This is a genomic window from Streptomyces sp. NBC_01571 (assembly GCF_026339875.1).
Lineage (GTDB): Bacteria > Actinomycetota > Actinomycetes > Streptomycetales > Streptomycetaceae > Streptomyces.
The window spans coordinates 2663191-2677957 of sequence record NZ_JAPEPZ010000001.1 but is presented as its reverse complement, the minus strand read 5'-3'; the positions used below and the strand labels follow the sequence as shown (position 1 = coordinate 2677957).

At 69.7% G+C, this 14767-nt stretch carries 14 protein-coding genes; 10 read left to right on the top strand and 4 right to left on the bottom strand.

All coding sequences use genetic code 11. From position 1 onward, the window contains the following. Positions 1-79 precede the first annotated feature (79 nt). Entirely contained in the window at positions 80-1663 is a 1584-nt protein-coding gene (locus OHB41_RS12080; RefSeq protein WP_266705807.1) for an ABC transporter substrate-binding protein, read from the top strand. 94 nt (positions 1664-1757) lie between these two features. Here OHB41_RS12080 and OHB41_RS12075 read toward each other — a convergent pair whose 3' ends face one another. Both OHB41_RS12075 and OHB41_RS12070 read right to left on the bottom strand, forming a co-directional pair. After that, complete coding sequence (locus OHB41_RS12075; RefSeq protein WP_010988071.1) at positions 1758-2429, bottom strand: response regulator; 672 nt, start codon at positions 2427-2429, stop codon at positions 1758-1760. A 14-nt stretch (positions 2430-2443) separates the two neighbouring features. Continuing rightward, positions 2444-3349: a RecB family exonuclease gene (locus OHB41_RS12070; RefSeq protein WP_266697905.1), complete on the bottom strand. Its 906-nt coding sequence runs from the start codon at positions 3347-3349 to the stop codon at positions 2444-2446. A 175-nt stretch (positions 3350-3524) separates the two neighbouring features. Here OHB41_RS12070 and OHB41_RS12065 point away from each other — a divergent pair, with 175 nt between their 5' ends. From OHB41_RS12065 to OHB41_RS12055, 3 genes are all read left to right on the top strand, one after another. Beyond that, entirely contained in the window at positions 3525-5165 is a 1641-nt protein-coding gene (locus OHB41_RS12065; protein WP_266697904.1) for a site-2 protease family protein, read from the top strand. A gap of 133 nt (positions 5166-5298) precedes the next feature. Beyond that, positions 5299-6201, top strand: a complete 903-nt coding sequence (locus tag OHB41_RS12060) for a tRNA (adenine-N1)-methyltransferase (protein WP_148007688.1) — start codon at positions 5299-5301, stop codon at positions 6199-6201. A 227-nt stretch (positions 6202-6428) separates the two neighbouring features. Further along, positions 6429-7004, top strand: coding sequence for a hypothetical protein (locus OHB41_RS12055; protein WP_266697902.1), 576 nt, complete (start codon positions 6429-6431; stop codon positions 7002-7004). Between the two features lie 48 nt (positions 7005-7052). On the opposite strand, the gene OHB41_RS12050 is transcribed toward OHB41_RS12055, so the two are convergent. Further along, complete coding sequence (locus tag OHB41_RS12050; protein ID WP_266697900.1) at positions 7053-7358, bottom strand: ferredoxin; 306 nt, start codon at positions 7356-7358, stop codon at positions 7053-7055. A 253-nt stretch (positions 7359-7611) separates the two neighbouring features. On the opposite strand from OHB41_RS12050, the gene arc reads away from it, so the two are divergent. The 6 genes from arc to prcA all read left to right on the top strand — a co-directional run bounded on the left by arc (position 7612) and on the right by prcA (position 13598). Further along, complete coding sequence (arc, locus tag OHB41_RS12045; RefSeq protein ID WP_099923559.1) at positions 7612-9378, top strand: proteasome ATPase; 1767 nt, start codon at positions 7612-7614, stop codon at positions 9376-9378. Between the two features lie 234 nt (positions 9379-9612). Next, entirely contained in the window at positions 9613-11124 is a 1512-nt protein-coding gene (dop, locus tag OHB41_RS12040; RefSeq protein ID WP_351722054.1) for a depupylase/deamidase Dop, read from the top strand. Positions 11125-11289: 165 nt separating this feature from the next. Next, on the top strand, positions 11290-11508 hold the full coding sequence (locus OHB41_RS12035) for a ubiquitin-like protein Pup (protein ID WP_127181041.1): 219 nt from the start codon (positions 11290-11292) through the stop codon (positions 11506-11508). A gap of 237 nt (positions 11509-11745) precedes the next feature. Further along, positions 11746-11997, top strand: coding sequence for an endonuclease VII domain-containing protein (locus tag OHB41_RS12030; protein ID WP_323138369.1), 252 nt, complete (start codon positions 11746-11748; stop codon positions 11995-11997). After that, entirely contained in the window at positions 11949-12794 is an 846-nt protein-coding gene (gene prcB, locus OHB41_RS12025) for a proteasome subunit beta (protein WP_266697896.1), read from the top strand. The genes OHB41_RS12030 and prcB overlap by 49 nt, the downstream gene beginning before the upstream one ends. Positions 12795-12851: 57 nt before the next feature. Next, a complete protein-coding gene (prcA, locus tag OHB41_RS12020) occupies positions 12852-13598 on the top strand; it encodes a proteasome subunit alpha (RefSeq protein WP_266697895.1) in 747 nt (248 codons plus the stop codon). Positions 13599-13748: 150 nt separating this feature from the next. Here the strand turns inward: prcA and OHB41_RS12015 are convergent, their stop codons facing one another. Continuing rightward, on the bottom strand, positions 13749-14759 hold the full coding sequence (locus tag OHB41_RS12015) for a LacI family DNA-binding transcriptional regulator (protein WP_266697893.1): 1011 nt from the start codon (positions 14757-14759) through the stop codon (positions 13749-13751). Between the last annotated feature and the right edge of the window lie 8 nt (positions 14760-14767).

Sequence of the window (14767 nt, the reverse complement as noted above, 5' to 3'; positions counted from 1 at the left end):
GTCCTCAGGGGCGTCGGCCGCCCCGGGCCGGCGTCCGCCGGACCGGCGCTCCAGAGAACCGATGACAAGGCACCTCCTCGTGAACATGCGCAACCAATGGCCAGTCCTGTCCGTCGTGACGGGGCTGGCCATCGGCCTGCTCGCAGGCTGCGGCTCGGAAACGGGCGGCACCGGCAGCACCGGCTCCTCCCTCGTGATCGGGATGTCCGACGACGTCCTGGCCACCGATCCGGCGTCCGGGTACGACCCCGGATCCTGGCTGTTGTTCAACAACGTCTTCCAGTCCCTGCTGAGCTTCTCCAACGGCGCCACGGAGCCGACGCCCGAAGCCGCCAAGGAGTGCTCCTTCTCGGGCAGCGGGACGACGGTCTACACCTGCACCCTCAGGGACGGCCTGAAGTTCAGCAACGGTGACCCCCTCACCTCGAAGGACGTCAAGTTCTCCTTCGACCGCATGCTGAACATCGCCGACCCCACCGGTCCCGCGGTCATGTTCCCCATGCTCGACACGGTGCGGGCCCCGGACGCCAGGACGGTCGTCTTCAAGCTCAAGTACGCCGACGCCACCTTCCCGAGCAAGATCGCCTCTGGTGCCGGCTCGATCGTGGACCACCGGCAGTACGCCGGGAACGGGCTGCGCGGGGACCACCAGGCGGTCGGCTCGGGCCCGTACAAGCTGGACTCCTTCGGCAAGGACCAGGCCGTCTTCTCGGTCAACGACAGCTACCGGGGCACCGCCAGGGTGAAGAACTCCGGTGTCACGCTGAAGTTCTTCCACGGCGACCAGGACGGTCTGAGGACGGCGGTGCTGGACCACCGGATCGACGTCGCCTACCGGGGGCTGGCCGCCGACGGCATCGCGGACATCACCAACGACACCTCCACCGGCAAGGGCGTCGACGTCGTCGAGGGCACCAGCGCCGAGGTGCAGCACCTGGTCTTCAACATGGACGACCCGGTGGCCGGCAAGCTCGGGGTACGCAAGGCCATCGCCTATCTGCTCGACCGCGACGCCCTCGTCGACAAGGTCTATCAGGGCACGGCGACGCCGCTCTACTCGATCATCCCGGCCGGGATCACGGGCCACGACACGGCGTTCTCCAACACCTACGGTGCCCACCCGTCGAAGGAGAAGGCCGCCGCGGCGCTCAAGGACCAGGGCATCACCGGCAAGGTCGCCCTGACGCTCTGGTCGACCCCGTCGCGCTACGGCCCTGCCACCGACCAGGAGTTCAGGGCGATCGCCCAGCAGCTCAACGCCAGCGGGCTGTTCCACGCGACGGTGAAGTCCGTCCGCTACGACCGGTACGAGAAGGACATCGCCCGCGGCAAGTACGGCGTCTACGTGAAGGGCTGGGTGCCCGACTACCCGGACCCGGACAACTTCACGGCCCCCTTCTTCGGCAAGGGCAACGTGCTGCAGAACAACTACAGCAACAGCACCGTCACCGGTCGTCTCCTCCCGAAGACGTCCGCGCAGATCAACCGCTCCTCCACCGAGGCCGCGTACCACAAGCTCCAGGACATCGTGGCCGAGCAGATCCCGGTCATCCCGGTCTGGCAGGGCAAGCAGTACGCGGTCACGCGGGACAACGTCTACGGCGTGGAGAACTGTCTCGACTCCTCGACCGTGTTCCGGTTCTGGGAGATCAGCAAGGACTGAGCACACCCGTACGCACCCCGCCCGTACACGACCGTGGGCGCCTTCCTCCAGGACGTACAGGAGGAAGGCGCCCACGGTCGCACCACCGGCGGGGTCACTGCGCGCCGGGGCGCACCAACCCGCTCTCGTACGCGTACACCGCGGCCTGCACCCGGTCGCGCAGACCCAGCTTGGTGAGGACGTGACCCACATGCGTCTTGACGGTGGTCTCGCTGACGAACAGGTCGGCGGCGATCTCCGCGTTCGACAGGCCGCGCGCCACCAGCTTCAGCACCTCCACCTCCCGCTCGGTGAGGGTGTGCAGGGTGTCCGGCACGGGCTCGTCGCCGGATGGCAGATGACCCGCGTACTTGTCCAGGAGCCGACGCGTGATGCTCGGGGCGAGCATCGCCTCGCCCGCGGCGACCACCCGGATCGCCTGCACCAGCTCGTTGGCCGGAGCGTCCTTCAGAAGGAAACCGCTGGCGCCGGCGCGCAGCGCCTCCACCACGTACTCGTCGAGGTCGAAGGTGGTCAGGACGAGCACCTTGGCCGGGCCGTCGCGCCCCGGACCGGTGATCTGCCGGGTCGCCTCCACCCCGTCCATCCGCGGCATCCGGATGTCCATCAGAACCACATCGGGCTGCAGGGCACGCACCTGATCCAGTGCCTGGAGACCGTCACCGGCCTCGCCGACGACCGCCAGATCCTGCTCGGCCTCCAGAATCATCCGGAAGCCGGTGCGCAGCAGCGGCTGGTCGTCGACCAGTAGGACGCGGATGGCCACGTAAGTCTCCTTCGCTAGTCCGGCCCCATTCTGCCCTGCTCGGTACCGCCCGACTCGGGCGCCCTGACCGGGAGTGGATACGGCGGGGGAGTACCGCCGAATTCCGGACACACCGCCTGGTGGTCGCACCAGCCGCAGAGTTTGGTGGGACGCGGCCGCCAGTCGCCCGTCTCGGTGGCCTGCCGGATCGCCTCCCACAGCGCGAGCAGCTTGCGCTCGACCCGCTCCAGGTCCTCGATCGCCGGGTCGTACGTCAGCACGTCGCCGCTGCCGAGATAGACGAGCTGGAGGCGGCGCGGGACCACCTGCTTCAGCCGCCACACCACCAGGGCGTAGAACTTCATCTGGAACAGCGCGCCCTCGGCGTACTCGGGCCGGGGCGCCTTGCCCGTCTTGTAGTCGACGATCCTGACCTCGCCCGTGGGCGCCACGTCGACGCGGTCGATGATGCCGCGCAGCTTCAGCCCGGAGTCGAGCCGGGCCTCGATGAACAGCTCTCGCTCGGCGGGTTCGAGCCGGGTCGGGTCCTCCAGGCTGAACCAGCGCTCCACCAGCTGCTCCGCCTCGCCGAGCCACCGCGCCAGCCGCTCGCCCTCGGGGTCGTCGGCGAACAGCTCCACGACCTCGGGCCGTGTCTCGCGCAGCCGGTCCCACTGGCCGGGGATGAGGGACTTGGCACGCGGAGCCGTCCGCTCCGTCGCCGGGGAGTCGAAGAGCCGCTCCAGCACCGCGTGCACCAGCGTGCCGCGGGTGGCCGCCTCGCTCGGCTTCTCGGGGAGCTTGTCGATCACCCGGAACCGGTAGAGCAGCGGGCACTGCATGAAATCGCTGGCGCGCGAGGGCGACAGGGACGCCGGCGGCACGGCCGTGACAGCCGCGGTCGGCTCGGGCGGGACGGCGCCCTCGGTGCTGGTCTCCATGTCCCAAGACCTTACGGCCCGCCACTGACAGTGAGTGCACGCATGGGGCTGGTGCGACGGCACGGAAAACAGAGGGGGTGCCGGGGCGGAACGTGTCGCGACCGACGCATACCATCGACCACAGACCCTGCTTCGCACGATCGGGAGCGGGAGACGCTTCGAACGAGGGGACATCGTGGACGAGAGCGGCGGAAGCGGGCAGCCGCGATCCGGCACCGACGAAGCGACCGAGCGCCACGAGGGGTCCCAGGCCCCCGCCGGCCCGGCCGCGGACGCCACGCGACCCGGAGCGGACCGGCACGAGCGCCCCACGGGGCAGCCGCCCGCCGACCCGAACGCCCCCGCCTCCGACGCGACCCGCGCCCACCCGGAGCCCACGAGCCGACCCGAGCAGCACGGCACCTCCGACAACGGACCCGGCACGGACGGTGACACGTCGGACGGGACCACGCCGCCCGCCGCCCCCGCACCCGGCCCGGGAACGCGCGACGGCGCCTCGGGCGAGGCAGGCCCCGGAGCCGTGTCCCCGCCCCCGGCGCCCCACGAACCCGACCGGCCCACCGGCACGGACACCGCACACCACCGCACCCTCGCCCAGTCCGGAACCGGAACCGGTACGGACGGCGGTGGCGGTGGCAGGCCGAAGCCCCCGCGCCGCGGCCGGGAACCCGGTGGCGGGCTGCTGATGGGGCGTCCGTTCGGCGTACCGGTGTACGTGGCGCCCAGCTGGTTCCTCGTGGCCGCGCTGATCACCTGGGTCTTCGGTGGCCAGCTCGACCGTGTGCTGCCCGAACTCGGCGCCCTGCGCTACCTCGTCTCCCTCTTCTTCGCGGTCGCCTTCTACGCCTCCGTCCTGGTCCACGAGCTGGCCCACACGGTCGCCGCCCTGCGCTTCAAGCTGCCGGTCCGCCGGATCCAGCTGCAGTTCTTCGGCGGGGTGTCCGAGATCGAGAAGGAGGCCGAGACCCCGGGCCGCGAGTTCGTGCTGGCCTTCGTCGGACCGCTGCTCTCGCTGGTCCTCTCCGGCCTCTTCTACCTCGCCATGCTTGCCGTCGAGCCCGGCACGGTCCCCGGTGTCCTGCTGGCCGGCCTGATGGTCTCCAACCTGATCGTGGCCGCCTTCAATCTGCTCCCCGGTCTGCCCCTGGACGGCGGCCGGATGCTCCGCGCCGTCGTCTGGAAGATCACCGGCAGGCCGATGAGCGGCACGATCGCGGCGGCCTGGGTCGGCCGCGCGCTCGCCGTCTCCGTCCTGATCGGGCTGCCCCTGCTCACCCAGTCCGGAGCGCTCGGCGAGACCCAGGACAACATCGGCGGCATGGACACGGTCACCGACGCCCTGCTGGCCGCCATCCTCGCCGCCATCATCTGGACCGGCGCCGGCAACAGCCTCCGCATGGCCCGGCTGCGCGAACACCTGCCCGAACTGCGGGCCCGCTCGCTCACCCGGCGAGCGGTCCCGGTCGAGACCAGCACCCCCCTCTCCGAGGCGCTGCGCCGCGCCAACGCCGCGGGCGCCCGCGCCCTGGTCGTCGTCGACGCCAACGGCGAGCCCGTCTCCCTGGTGCGCGAGGCGGCCATCGTCGGCGTACCGGAACACCGCCGCCCCTGGGTCGCCGTCAGCGGCCTCGCCCAGGACATCACCGACGGCATGCGCGTCTCCGCCGAGCTCGCGGGCGAGCCCCTCCTCGACGTCCTGCGCGCGACCCCCGCGACCGAGTACCTGGTGGTGGAGGACTCGGGCGAGATCTACGGGGTCCTCTCGGCGGCGGACGTCGAGCGCGCCTTCGTCAAGGCGATGGCCAGGCCCTCCTGAGCTCCCCCGTGCGCTGCGGGGCCGTGCGGTGCGCGGCGCTGCCTCGTGGGCGCCGCCGGCCACACGCCACCCACGGTGGCTCCCCGCACCGGCCATGGTCGGCGCCCCGCGCGGGGACCGGTAGGCTGTTCACATGTCCGAACCGACCGGTGCCGCCCGCAGGCGCGGGCCCTTCAAGGTCGGGGACCAGGTTCAGCTGACCGACCCCAAGGGCCGCCACTACACGTTCACGCTCGAGGCCGGGAAGAACTTCCACACCCACAAGGGTTCCTTCCCGCACGACGAGCTGATCGGTGCTCCCGAGGGCAGCGTTGTCCGCACCACGGGGAACGTCGCCTATCTCGCGCTGCGCCCCCTGCTCCCCGACTACGTCCTGTCCATGCCCCGCGGTGCCGCCGTGGTCTACCCCAAGGACGCGGGGCAGATCCTGGCCTTCGCCGACATCTTCCCCGGCGCACGCGTCGTGGAGGCGGGCGTCGGCTCCGGCTCGCTCAGCAGCTTCCTGCTGCGCGCCATCGGCGACCAGGGCATGCTGCACTCCTACGAGCGCCGCGAGGACTTCGCGGAGATCGCCCAGCAGAACGTGGAGCGCTACTTCGGCGGCCCGCACCCCGCCTGGCAGCTCACCGTCGGCGACCTCCAGGACAACCTGAGCGACACCGAGGTCGACCGCGTCATCCTCGACATGCTCGCCCCCTGGGAGTGCCTGGAGGCCGTCTCCAAGGCGCTCGTCCCCGGCGGCATCCTGTGCTGCTACGTGGCGACGACCACCCAGCTCGCGCGGACCGTCGAGTCCATCCGCGAGATCGGCTCCTTCAACGAGCCGACCGCCTGGGAATCGATGATCCGCAACTGGCACATCGAGGGCCTCGCCGTCCGTCCGGACCACCGGATGATCGGTCACACCGGCTTCCTGCTCACCGCCCGCCGACTCGCGGACGGCGTCGAGCCGCCCATGCGCCGCCGCCGCCCCGCCAAGGGCGCCTACGGCGAGGACTACGCCGGGCCCAACGCCGACGGCGGCACCGCCCGCTGATCCGGCCGGCGTCCCCGCCGCGCCCGTACCCAACGCTCCACCCCTGTGGCCGAGTTCCCGGAGACACCCGGGACCCGGCCACAGGCCTTTCCGCAACTGGGGCAGGGCGCGTTCGTGTTGACGCGCCGCCAGAAGTCCGGACCCCGCCGTTCCACCCGACTGTGACGTGTGGCACCATGCTGGCCACTCCACCCCCACCGGCACAGCCCTCCCAGGAGACGCTCCCAGTGCAGCAATCCGTCGTCCCGGAACTGGCACACACGCACACCCGTCCCATCCACTGGCTGGCGACGGCCACCGCCCTGGCCGGAGTCGTCGCCCTCTCCTCGGTCGTCCAGCCCGGACCGGCCACGGCGGCCCAGCCCGGCCCCGGGGCGAAGGCCGCCCCGGCCGCGATCGCGCCCCCGGACCCCGCGGCCGTCACGTTCCCGCTCGAGTGCGGGCCCGCCGAGGTCGTCGTACAGAAGAAGGCGTCCGGGGACCTCGACGGCGACGGCAGCCCGGAGACGGTCGCCGTGGTCCGCTGCGACGCGGGCTCGGGCACCCCGCCCAACGGTGTCTACGTCCTCACCCAGGGCGGGGTGGCGAAGAAACCCCGGATCGTGGCCACCCTGGTCGACCCGAAGGACCGGCTGAGCGTCACGGGCTTCGCGGTACGTGACGGCGCCGTCACCGCGACCCTGCTCGGCTACTCGTCGGCCGACGTGCCGAGTTGCTGCCCGGACGTGAAGGACCGGGCCAAGTGGCAGTGGAGGAACGGAGCGTTCATCCGCTCGACGCCTTCGGCCGCCCAGAGCGTATGAGAAGAATGTGAGAAAAGAGACAATCCGTCACGTGGAGTGGCTTCCGGGTCACTCCACGTCGGGGCCGTAGACCTCGACCCTGTCCGAAACCCGACGTACATGGATGCAGTCACCCGGGCACTCCTTGGCCGAGTCGGCCACGTCACGCAGAAGCGTCAGCGGTACGGGCGTTGTGGCCCCCGGGGCCTGCAGCAGCTCGTCGTCGGCGCTCTTCACGTAGGCCAGACCGTCGATGTCCAGCTCGAAGACCTCCGGCGCGTACTGGGCACAGATCCCGTCTCCGGTACAGAGATCCTGGTCGATCCAGACCTCGAGCGCCTGCTCGCCTGCTCCGGCCTCCTGCTGCACGGTCATTTCTCCTGCCGTTTTCTGCGTCGAGCGATCCGAAGACTGGGGAATCGGGCCAGCTCTGACGGGTGTTGAACACTTTGAGCCTACCTCCGTCGGCTTCCCAATCATGTTGGGTGGGTATTCCCCTGGCGTGAGGGAGAGCGCAAGGGTGAAGATCGGACACACCTCGACAGTCTTTGTGATCTAGGGGTTTCAATCGACACCCACCCAGGTAGGGTCTGGAAGCGTCCAGCTCCCCTTGGAGGAGGTGAGGACCGTGGCAGCCCACGACGACGACATGAACCGCGGCATCCGCCCGGGACGAGGGTCCGATGACCCTGCCGGGCAGGTTGCCTACCTTGAGCAGGAGATCGCCGTCCTGCGACGCAAGCTCGCCGACTCTCCGCGGCACACGAGGATTCTCGAAGAGCGGATCGTCGAGCTGCAGACCAACCTGGCCGGCGTGTCCGCGCAGAACGAGCGGCTCGCCAACACGCTCCGTGAGGCCCGCGACCAGATCGTGGCCCTCAAGGAAGAGGTCGACCGGCTCGCACAGCCGCCGGCGGGCTTCGGTGTCTTCCTCGTGGCGAACGAGGACGGCACGGCGGACATCTTCACCGGGGGCCGCAAGCTCCGGGTGAACGTCAGCCCCAGCGTGGAGCTCGAGGAGCTCAGGCGCGGCCAGGAAGTGATGCTCAACGAAGCCCTCAACGTGGTCGAGGCCATGGAGTACGAGAGCGTCGGCGACATCGTCACCCTCAAGGAGATCCTGGAGGACGGCGAGCGTGCCCTCGTGGTGGGGCACACCGACGAGGAACGGGTGGTACGGCTCGCCGAGCCGCTGCTGGACGTCACCATCCGTCCCGGCGACGCCCTGCTTCTCGAACCCCGCTCCGGCTATGTCTACGAAGTCGTTCCCAAGAGCGAGGTCGAGGAGCTCGTCCTCGAAGAGGTCCCGGACATCGGCTACGAGCAGATCGGCGGCCTGGGAAACCAGATCGAACTGATCCGCGACGCGGTCGAGCTCCCGTACCTCTACCCCGACCTCTTCAAGGAGCACGAACTGCGGCCGCCCAAGGGTGTGCTGCTCTACGGGCCCCCCGGATGCGGCAAGACGCTCATCGCCAAGGCGGTCGCCAACTCGCTGGCCAAGAAGGTCGCCGAGGTCACCGGCCAAGCCACCGGCAAGAGCTTCTTCCTCAACATCAAGGGCCCCGAGCTCCTGAACAAGTACGTCGGTGAGACCGAGCGACAGATCCGCCTCGTCTTCCAGCGTGCTCGTGAGAAGGCCAGCGAGGGCACCCCCGTCATCGTCTTCTTCGACGAGATGGAGTCCCTCTTCCGTACCCGTGGATCGGGCGTCAGCTCGGACGTGGAGAACACCATCGTCCCCCAGCTGCTCGCCGAGATCGACGGCGTGGAGGGCCTGGAGAACGTGGTCGTGATCGGTGCCTCGAACCGTGAGGACATGATCGACCCCGCGATCCTGCGCCCCGGACGACTCGATGTGAAGATCAAGATCGAGCGCCCGGACGCCGAGGCCGCCAAGGACATCTTCGCGAAGTACCTCACCCAGCGCCTCCCGCTGCACTCCGACGACCTCGGAGAGCACGGCGGGGACCGGGCGGCCACCGTCCACGGCATGATCCAGACCGCCGTGGAGCAGATGTACGCCGAATCCGAGGAAAACCGCTTCCTCGAGGTCACGTACGCCAACGGCGACAAGGAAGTCCTGTACTTCAAGGACTTCAATTCCGGCGCCATGATCGAGAACATCGTGGGCCGCGCCAAGAAGGCGGCCATCAAGGCCTTCCTCGAACAGAACCAGAAGGGCCTCCGGGTCTCCCACCTCCTCCAGGCGTGCGTGGACGAGTTCAAGGAGAACGAGGACCTGCCGAACACCACCAACCCGGACGACTGGGCCCGGATCTCCGGAAAGAAGGGCGAACGGATCGTCTACATCCGTACGCTCGTCACCGGAAAGCAGGGCGCGGACACCGGCCGCTCCATCGACACGGTGGCCAACACCGGTCAGTACCTGTAAAAGCCAGGGCGGCTGCGGGTGCCCTCCACGGGTATCCGCAGCCGACTGCTTTCCGGGGCACGGCTGGAGCACAGCAATGACGCAAATGATCTCCCCACCAGCGCAGAGCCGTTCTAGGCTCTTTCGTACCGCCGAGTCGCGCGTTGCGGGGACGGGCACCGCACACGCACCGGAGCACCAGCGGTACTTGAGCAGCGCCCCCGACCGAGGGCGCCGCCGGGCAAGGAGGGCCGCATGACCGTACGGCGAGTAATGGGCATCGAGACGGAGTACGGGATCTCCGTCGCCGGCCACCCCAACGCCAATGCCATGCTCACCTCGTCCCAGATCGTCAACGCGTACGCCGCGGCGATGCACCGGGCGCGCCGCGCCCGCTGGGACTTCGAGGAGGAGAACCCGCTGCGGGACGCGCGAGGTTTCGACCTCGCCCGCGAGGCCGCCGACGCCAGCCAGCTCACCGACGAGGACATCGGCCTGGCCAATGTCATCCTCACCAATGGCGCACGGCTGTACGTGGACCACGCGCACCCGGAGTACAGCTCTCCCGAGGTCACCAACCCGTGGGACGCGGTCCTGTGGGACAAGGCCGGCGAGCGCATCATGGCGGAGGCCGCGGAACGGGCGGCCCAGCTCCCCGGCGCCCAGCCGATCCACCTCTACAAGAACAACACCGACAACAAGGGCGCCTCGTACGGCACGCACGAGAACTACCTGATGAAGCGGGAGACCCCCTTCTCGGACATCGTGCGCCACCTCACGCCGTTCTTCGTGTCCCGCCAGGTCGTCACCGGAGCGGGCCGCGTGGGTATCGGCCAGGACGGACACGAGCACGGCTTCCAGCTCAGTCAGCGGGCCGACTACTTCGAGGTCGAGGTGGGCCTGGAGACCACGCTGAAGCGCCCCATCATCAACACCCGCGACGAGCCGCACGCGGACGCCGAGAAGTACCGCAGGCTGCACGTGATCATCGGCGACGCGAACCTGTCGGAGATCTCGACGTACCTGAAGCTGGGCACGACGGCCCTGGTCCTGTCCATGATCGAGGACGGTTTCATCGCCGTCGACCTGGCGGTCGACCAGCCGGTGCGCACACTGCACCAGGTCTCGCACGACCCCACCCTGAAGCGGCTCGTCACGCTGCGCAGTGGACGCACGCTGACCGCGGTACAGCTCCAGATGGAGTATTTCGAGCTGTCGCGCAAGTACGTGGAGGAGCGGTTCGGGGCGGACGCCGACGACCAGACCAAGGACGTCCTGGTCCGCTGGGAGGACACGCTGAACCGCCTGGAGAACGACCCGATGAGCCTGTCCGGCGAGCTCGACTGGGTCGCCAAGCGGGAGCTCATGGAGGGCTACCGGCGCCGTGACGGCCTCGACTGGGACGCCGCCCGGCTGCACCTGGTCGACCTCCAGTACGCCGACGTACGGGCCGAGAAGGGCCTCTACAACCGTCTGGCCGCCCGCGGCAAGATGAAGCGGCTGCTGGACGAGTCGGACGTCGAGCGCGCCCGGACGAAGCCGCCGGAGGACACCCGCGCGTACTTCCGCGGCCGGTGTCTCGAACAGTACGCGGACGACGTGGCGGCGGCCTCCTGGGACTCGGTGATCTTCGATCTGCCCGGCAGGGACTCGCTCCAGCGCGTTCCAACCCTGGAGCCGCTTCGCGGAACGCGTAATCACGTCAAGGAGCTCCTCGATCGCTGCCGCACGGCGGAAGACCTGGTCAAGGTCCTCGCGGGCGGCTGAGCCGGCCGTACGGGGCCCTGGGGCCCCGTCGGCGCATCGGGGTGGAAGAGGCGACGTCCGGGAATCATCGAGATGGTCCCCGGACGTTGTAGCAACTGCGGGGCCGATGTCGGACCCTGCTTGTAGGGTCTGATCAAGAACGTCGAACCGAGCGGGGTGAGGGTTATGGCGACCAAGGACACCGGCGGCGGACAGCAGAAGGCCACGCGTTCCACCGAAGAGGTCGAGGAGCAGGCGCAGGACGCGCAGGCGACGGACGACCTCAAGGAGCGCCAGGAGAAGCTGAGCGACGATGTCGACTCGGTTCTGGACGAGATCGACGACGTCCTGGAAGAGAACGCCGAGGACTTCGTGCGCTCCTTCGTTCAGAAGGGTGGGGAGTGATTTCCCCTCTGGTTCGAAGGATGCAAGCGGCAGTGTGAGGGTTACTCGACCAGGAAGACGTGAAGCGTTGCTCGCGGTGCAAGCAGCACAAGCCGCGAGCGGCCTTCGCGAATGACATGGCGATGCGCGACGACCTTCAAGCACCGGAACAGCCTCTGACGGCCCGTCGACGCGTCGCAGGGCCGCCGAGCTGTCGAAGGGCGTGCCGGCCCGCTGAAGCGCCACTACGACATCACGGTGGCCGAACGGAACGAGCGGGTGGCCTCTTGGACGGGGCTCCGTGTGATCTGTTTGAAAGCTCCCTCAGTTCACGTGGATCACTGCCACGAGACGGGTAGGGTCCGTGGCGTACTGTGCTTCAACTGCAATTCGGCCATCGGCAAGTTGGGAGATGATCCCGACGCTGTTCGTCGGGCTGCCGCCTACTTGGAAGGATCCCCGTGGAAGCCAACACTCGTAGCACCGGGCGTCTACCGGCTGCCTTCCTGACGCCCGGGTCGTCGTCCTTCATGGACTTCCTGTCCGAGCACCAGCCGGAGATGCTTCCGGGCAGGCGGCAGCTGCCGCCCGTGCAGGGCGTGATCGAGGCGCCGCACGGCACGACCATCGTGGCCGTCACCTTCCCCGGCGGAGTCGTCCTCGCCGGCGACCGGCGGGCCACCATGGGCAACATGATCGCCCAGCGCGACATCGAGAAGGTCTTCCCGGCCGACGAGTACTCGGCGGTGGGCATCGCCGGTACGGCAGGCCTGGCCGTCGAGATGGTCAAGCTGTTCCAGCTGGAGCTGGAGCACTTCGAGAAGGTCGAGGGCGCCACGCTCTCCCTGGAGGGCAAGGCCAACCGCCTCTCCACCATGATCCGTTCCAACCTCGGCATGGCCATGCAGGGCCTCGCCGTGGTGCCCCTCTTCGCCGGCTACGACGTGGACCGCGAGAAGGGCCGCATCTTCTCGTACGACGTCACAGGCGGACGCTCCGAGGAGCACGGATACGCCGCCACCGGCTCCGGCTCGATCTTCGCGCGCGGTGCCATGAAGAAGCTCTACAGCAACGACCTGACCGAACAGCAGGCCACCACCCTGGTCATCCAGGCGCTGTACGACGCGGCCGACGACGACTCGGCAACGGGCGGTCCCGATGTCGCCCGCCGGATCTACCCGATCGTCACCGTGATCACCGAAGAGGGATTCCGCCGTCTCACCGACGAGGAGTCCTCAGAGATCGCCCGCGCGATCCTCGAGCGGCGCCTGGAGCAGCCGGACGGCCCGCGGGCCGCGCTGCTCTGAGCCCGGCCTCTCTACCCAGGTGACCCTGTGACTTCGACAGAAAGGGACGGATAACCGGTGTCGACGCCGTTCTATGTCTCACCCCAGCAGGCCATGGCCGACCGTGCGGAGTACGCCCGCAAGGGCATCGCCCGCGGTCGCAGCCTCGTCGTGCTGCAGTACGCCGACGGCATCGTGTTCGTCGGCGAGAACCCGTCCCGCGCGCTGCACAAGTTCAGCGAGATCTACGACCGGATCGGCTTCGCGGCCGCCGGGAAGTACAACGAGTACGAGAACCTGCGGATCGGCGGTGTGCGCTACGCCGATCTGCGCGGCTACACCTACGACCGCGACGACGTGACCGCGCGCGGTCTGGCCAACGTGTACGCCCAGACGCTGGGCACGATCTTCTCCAGCGCGGCCGAGAAGCCGTACGAGGTGGAGCTCGTGGTCGCCGAGGTGGGGGAGACCCCCGACGGGGACCAGATCTACCGGCTGCCGCACGACGGATCGATCGTGGACGAGCACGGGTCGGTCGCGGTCGGCGGCAACGCCGAGCAGATCAGCAACTATCTGGACCAGCGCCACCAGGACGGCATGTCGCTGGCCGAGGCCCTGAAGCTGGCCGTGCAGTCGCTGTCGCGGGAGCCGAACGGCGGCGAGCGGGAGATCCCCGCCGAGCGCCTGGAGGTGGCGATCCTGGACCGTACGCGCCCGCAGCAGCGCAAGTTCAAGCGCATCGTCGGGCGCCAGCTGGCCCGCCTGCTCGAGGAGGGCGGCGCGTCCACCGCCACCGAGGCCGAGGACCCCGAAGACGACGAGTGATCCCGCTCGCGCCCCGCGCACCGGCCGTCCGGTGGGCGGGGCGCAGCCATGTCCGGGCGGCCTCGGACAGCGAGGGGCCCGCGCGGCGCCGTGGAGCCCCGTCGGATGGGCGGGAGGAGCCGGCTGGGCGGGGCGTGGCGGTGGGAGGAGCTAGCCGGGCGGGGCCGTGGAGCCCCGTACGACCAGTTCGACCGGGATGTCTCCCTCGGGCGGTGTGCGGCCGTCCAGGACGGCGAGGAGGGCCTCCATGCCCCGTTCACCGAACAGCTCGGCGTCCAGGCGGACCGTGGTCAGCTCGGGGTCGATGGCGCGGGCGAGCGCCAGGTCGTCGAGACCCGTGATCGAGAGGTCGTCGGGCACCCGCAGGCCCAGACGGCGGGCCGCCTTGTAGGCGCCGGCCGCGAGGTTGTCGTCGTCGCAGACCAGGGCCGTGGGCCGGGGTCCGGGCGCGGACAGGGCCGTCTCGGCGGCCGCGCGGGAGTGCTCGATGGAGATCGGGGCGCGGGCCGTGCGCAGCCGTGTGCCAGGGACGCTCGCCAGCCGGGCGGCCAGTTCGCGGGCGCGCACCTCGAAGGTCCAGGACGCGATGTCCGCCCCCAGGTGCAGGAAACGCCGGTGTCCGAGGGCCAGCAGGTGGTCGGCCACCTGGCGTACGCCGTCCCGGATGTCGAGGTTGACGGTGGCCGCGCCCAGGCTGCCCGCCGGGTCGCTGTCCAGCATCACGAGGGGCAGCTGGTCGCCCCGGATCGCCGTGAGGGCGTCCGCGGCCATGGAGGAGGCGATGACGCCGTCCAGAGCCGCCCGTGCGGAGCCGAACGGGTCGCGGGCGGGGCCGATGCCCTCGGGTGAGGGGTAGAGGACCACACCGAAGCCATGTGCGGAGGCCACTCGCGCCGCGCCGGTGTAGACACCCGCGAAGAACTCCGTCGTGAGCGCCGGGACCACCAGGAGGACCGTGCGAGTGCGGCCGAGGCGGAGGTTGCGGGCGGCCAGGTTCGGCCGGTAGCCGAGTTCCTGGGCGGCCTCCCGGACACGGTCCGCGGTCGCCTCGGAGACCCGGCCGCGCCACTTCTCCCCCAGCACCAGGGAGACCGCGGCCTGGGAGACCCCCGCGGCCTGGGCGACGTCCCGGCTCGTGGGGCGCGTGCTGGCTCGTGCCACCGGCGACC

Bases quoted from the DNA above. Each gene is read 5' to 3' on its own strand.
- OHB41_RS12070 (WP_266697905.1), bottom strand. From the start codon at position 3,349: ATGGAGACCAGCACCGAGGGCGCCGTCCCGCCCGAGCCGACCGCGGCT.
- OHB41_RS12060 (WP_148007688.1), top strand. From the start codon at position 5,299: ATGTCCGAACCGACCGGTGCCGCCCGCAGGCGCGGGCCCTTCAAGGTC.
- OHB41_RS12050 (WP_266697900.1), bottom strand. From the start codon at position 7,358: ATGACCGTGCAGCAGGAGGCCGGAGCAGGCGAGCAGGCGCTCGAGGTC.
- dop (WP_351722054.1), top strand. From the start codon at position 9,613: ATGACCGTACGGCGAGTAATGGGCATCGAGACGGAGTACGGGATCTCC.
- OHB41_RS12035 (WP_127181041.1), top strand. From the start codon at position 11,290: ATGGCGACCAAGGACACCGGCGGCGGACAGCAGAAGGCCACGCGTTCC.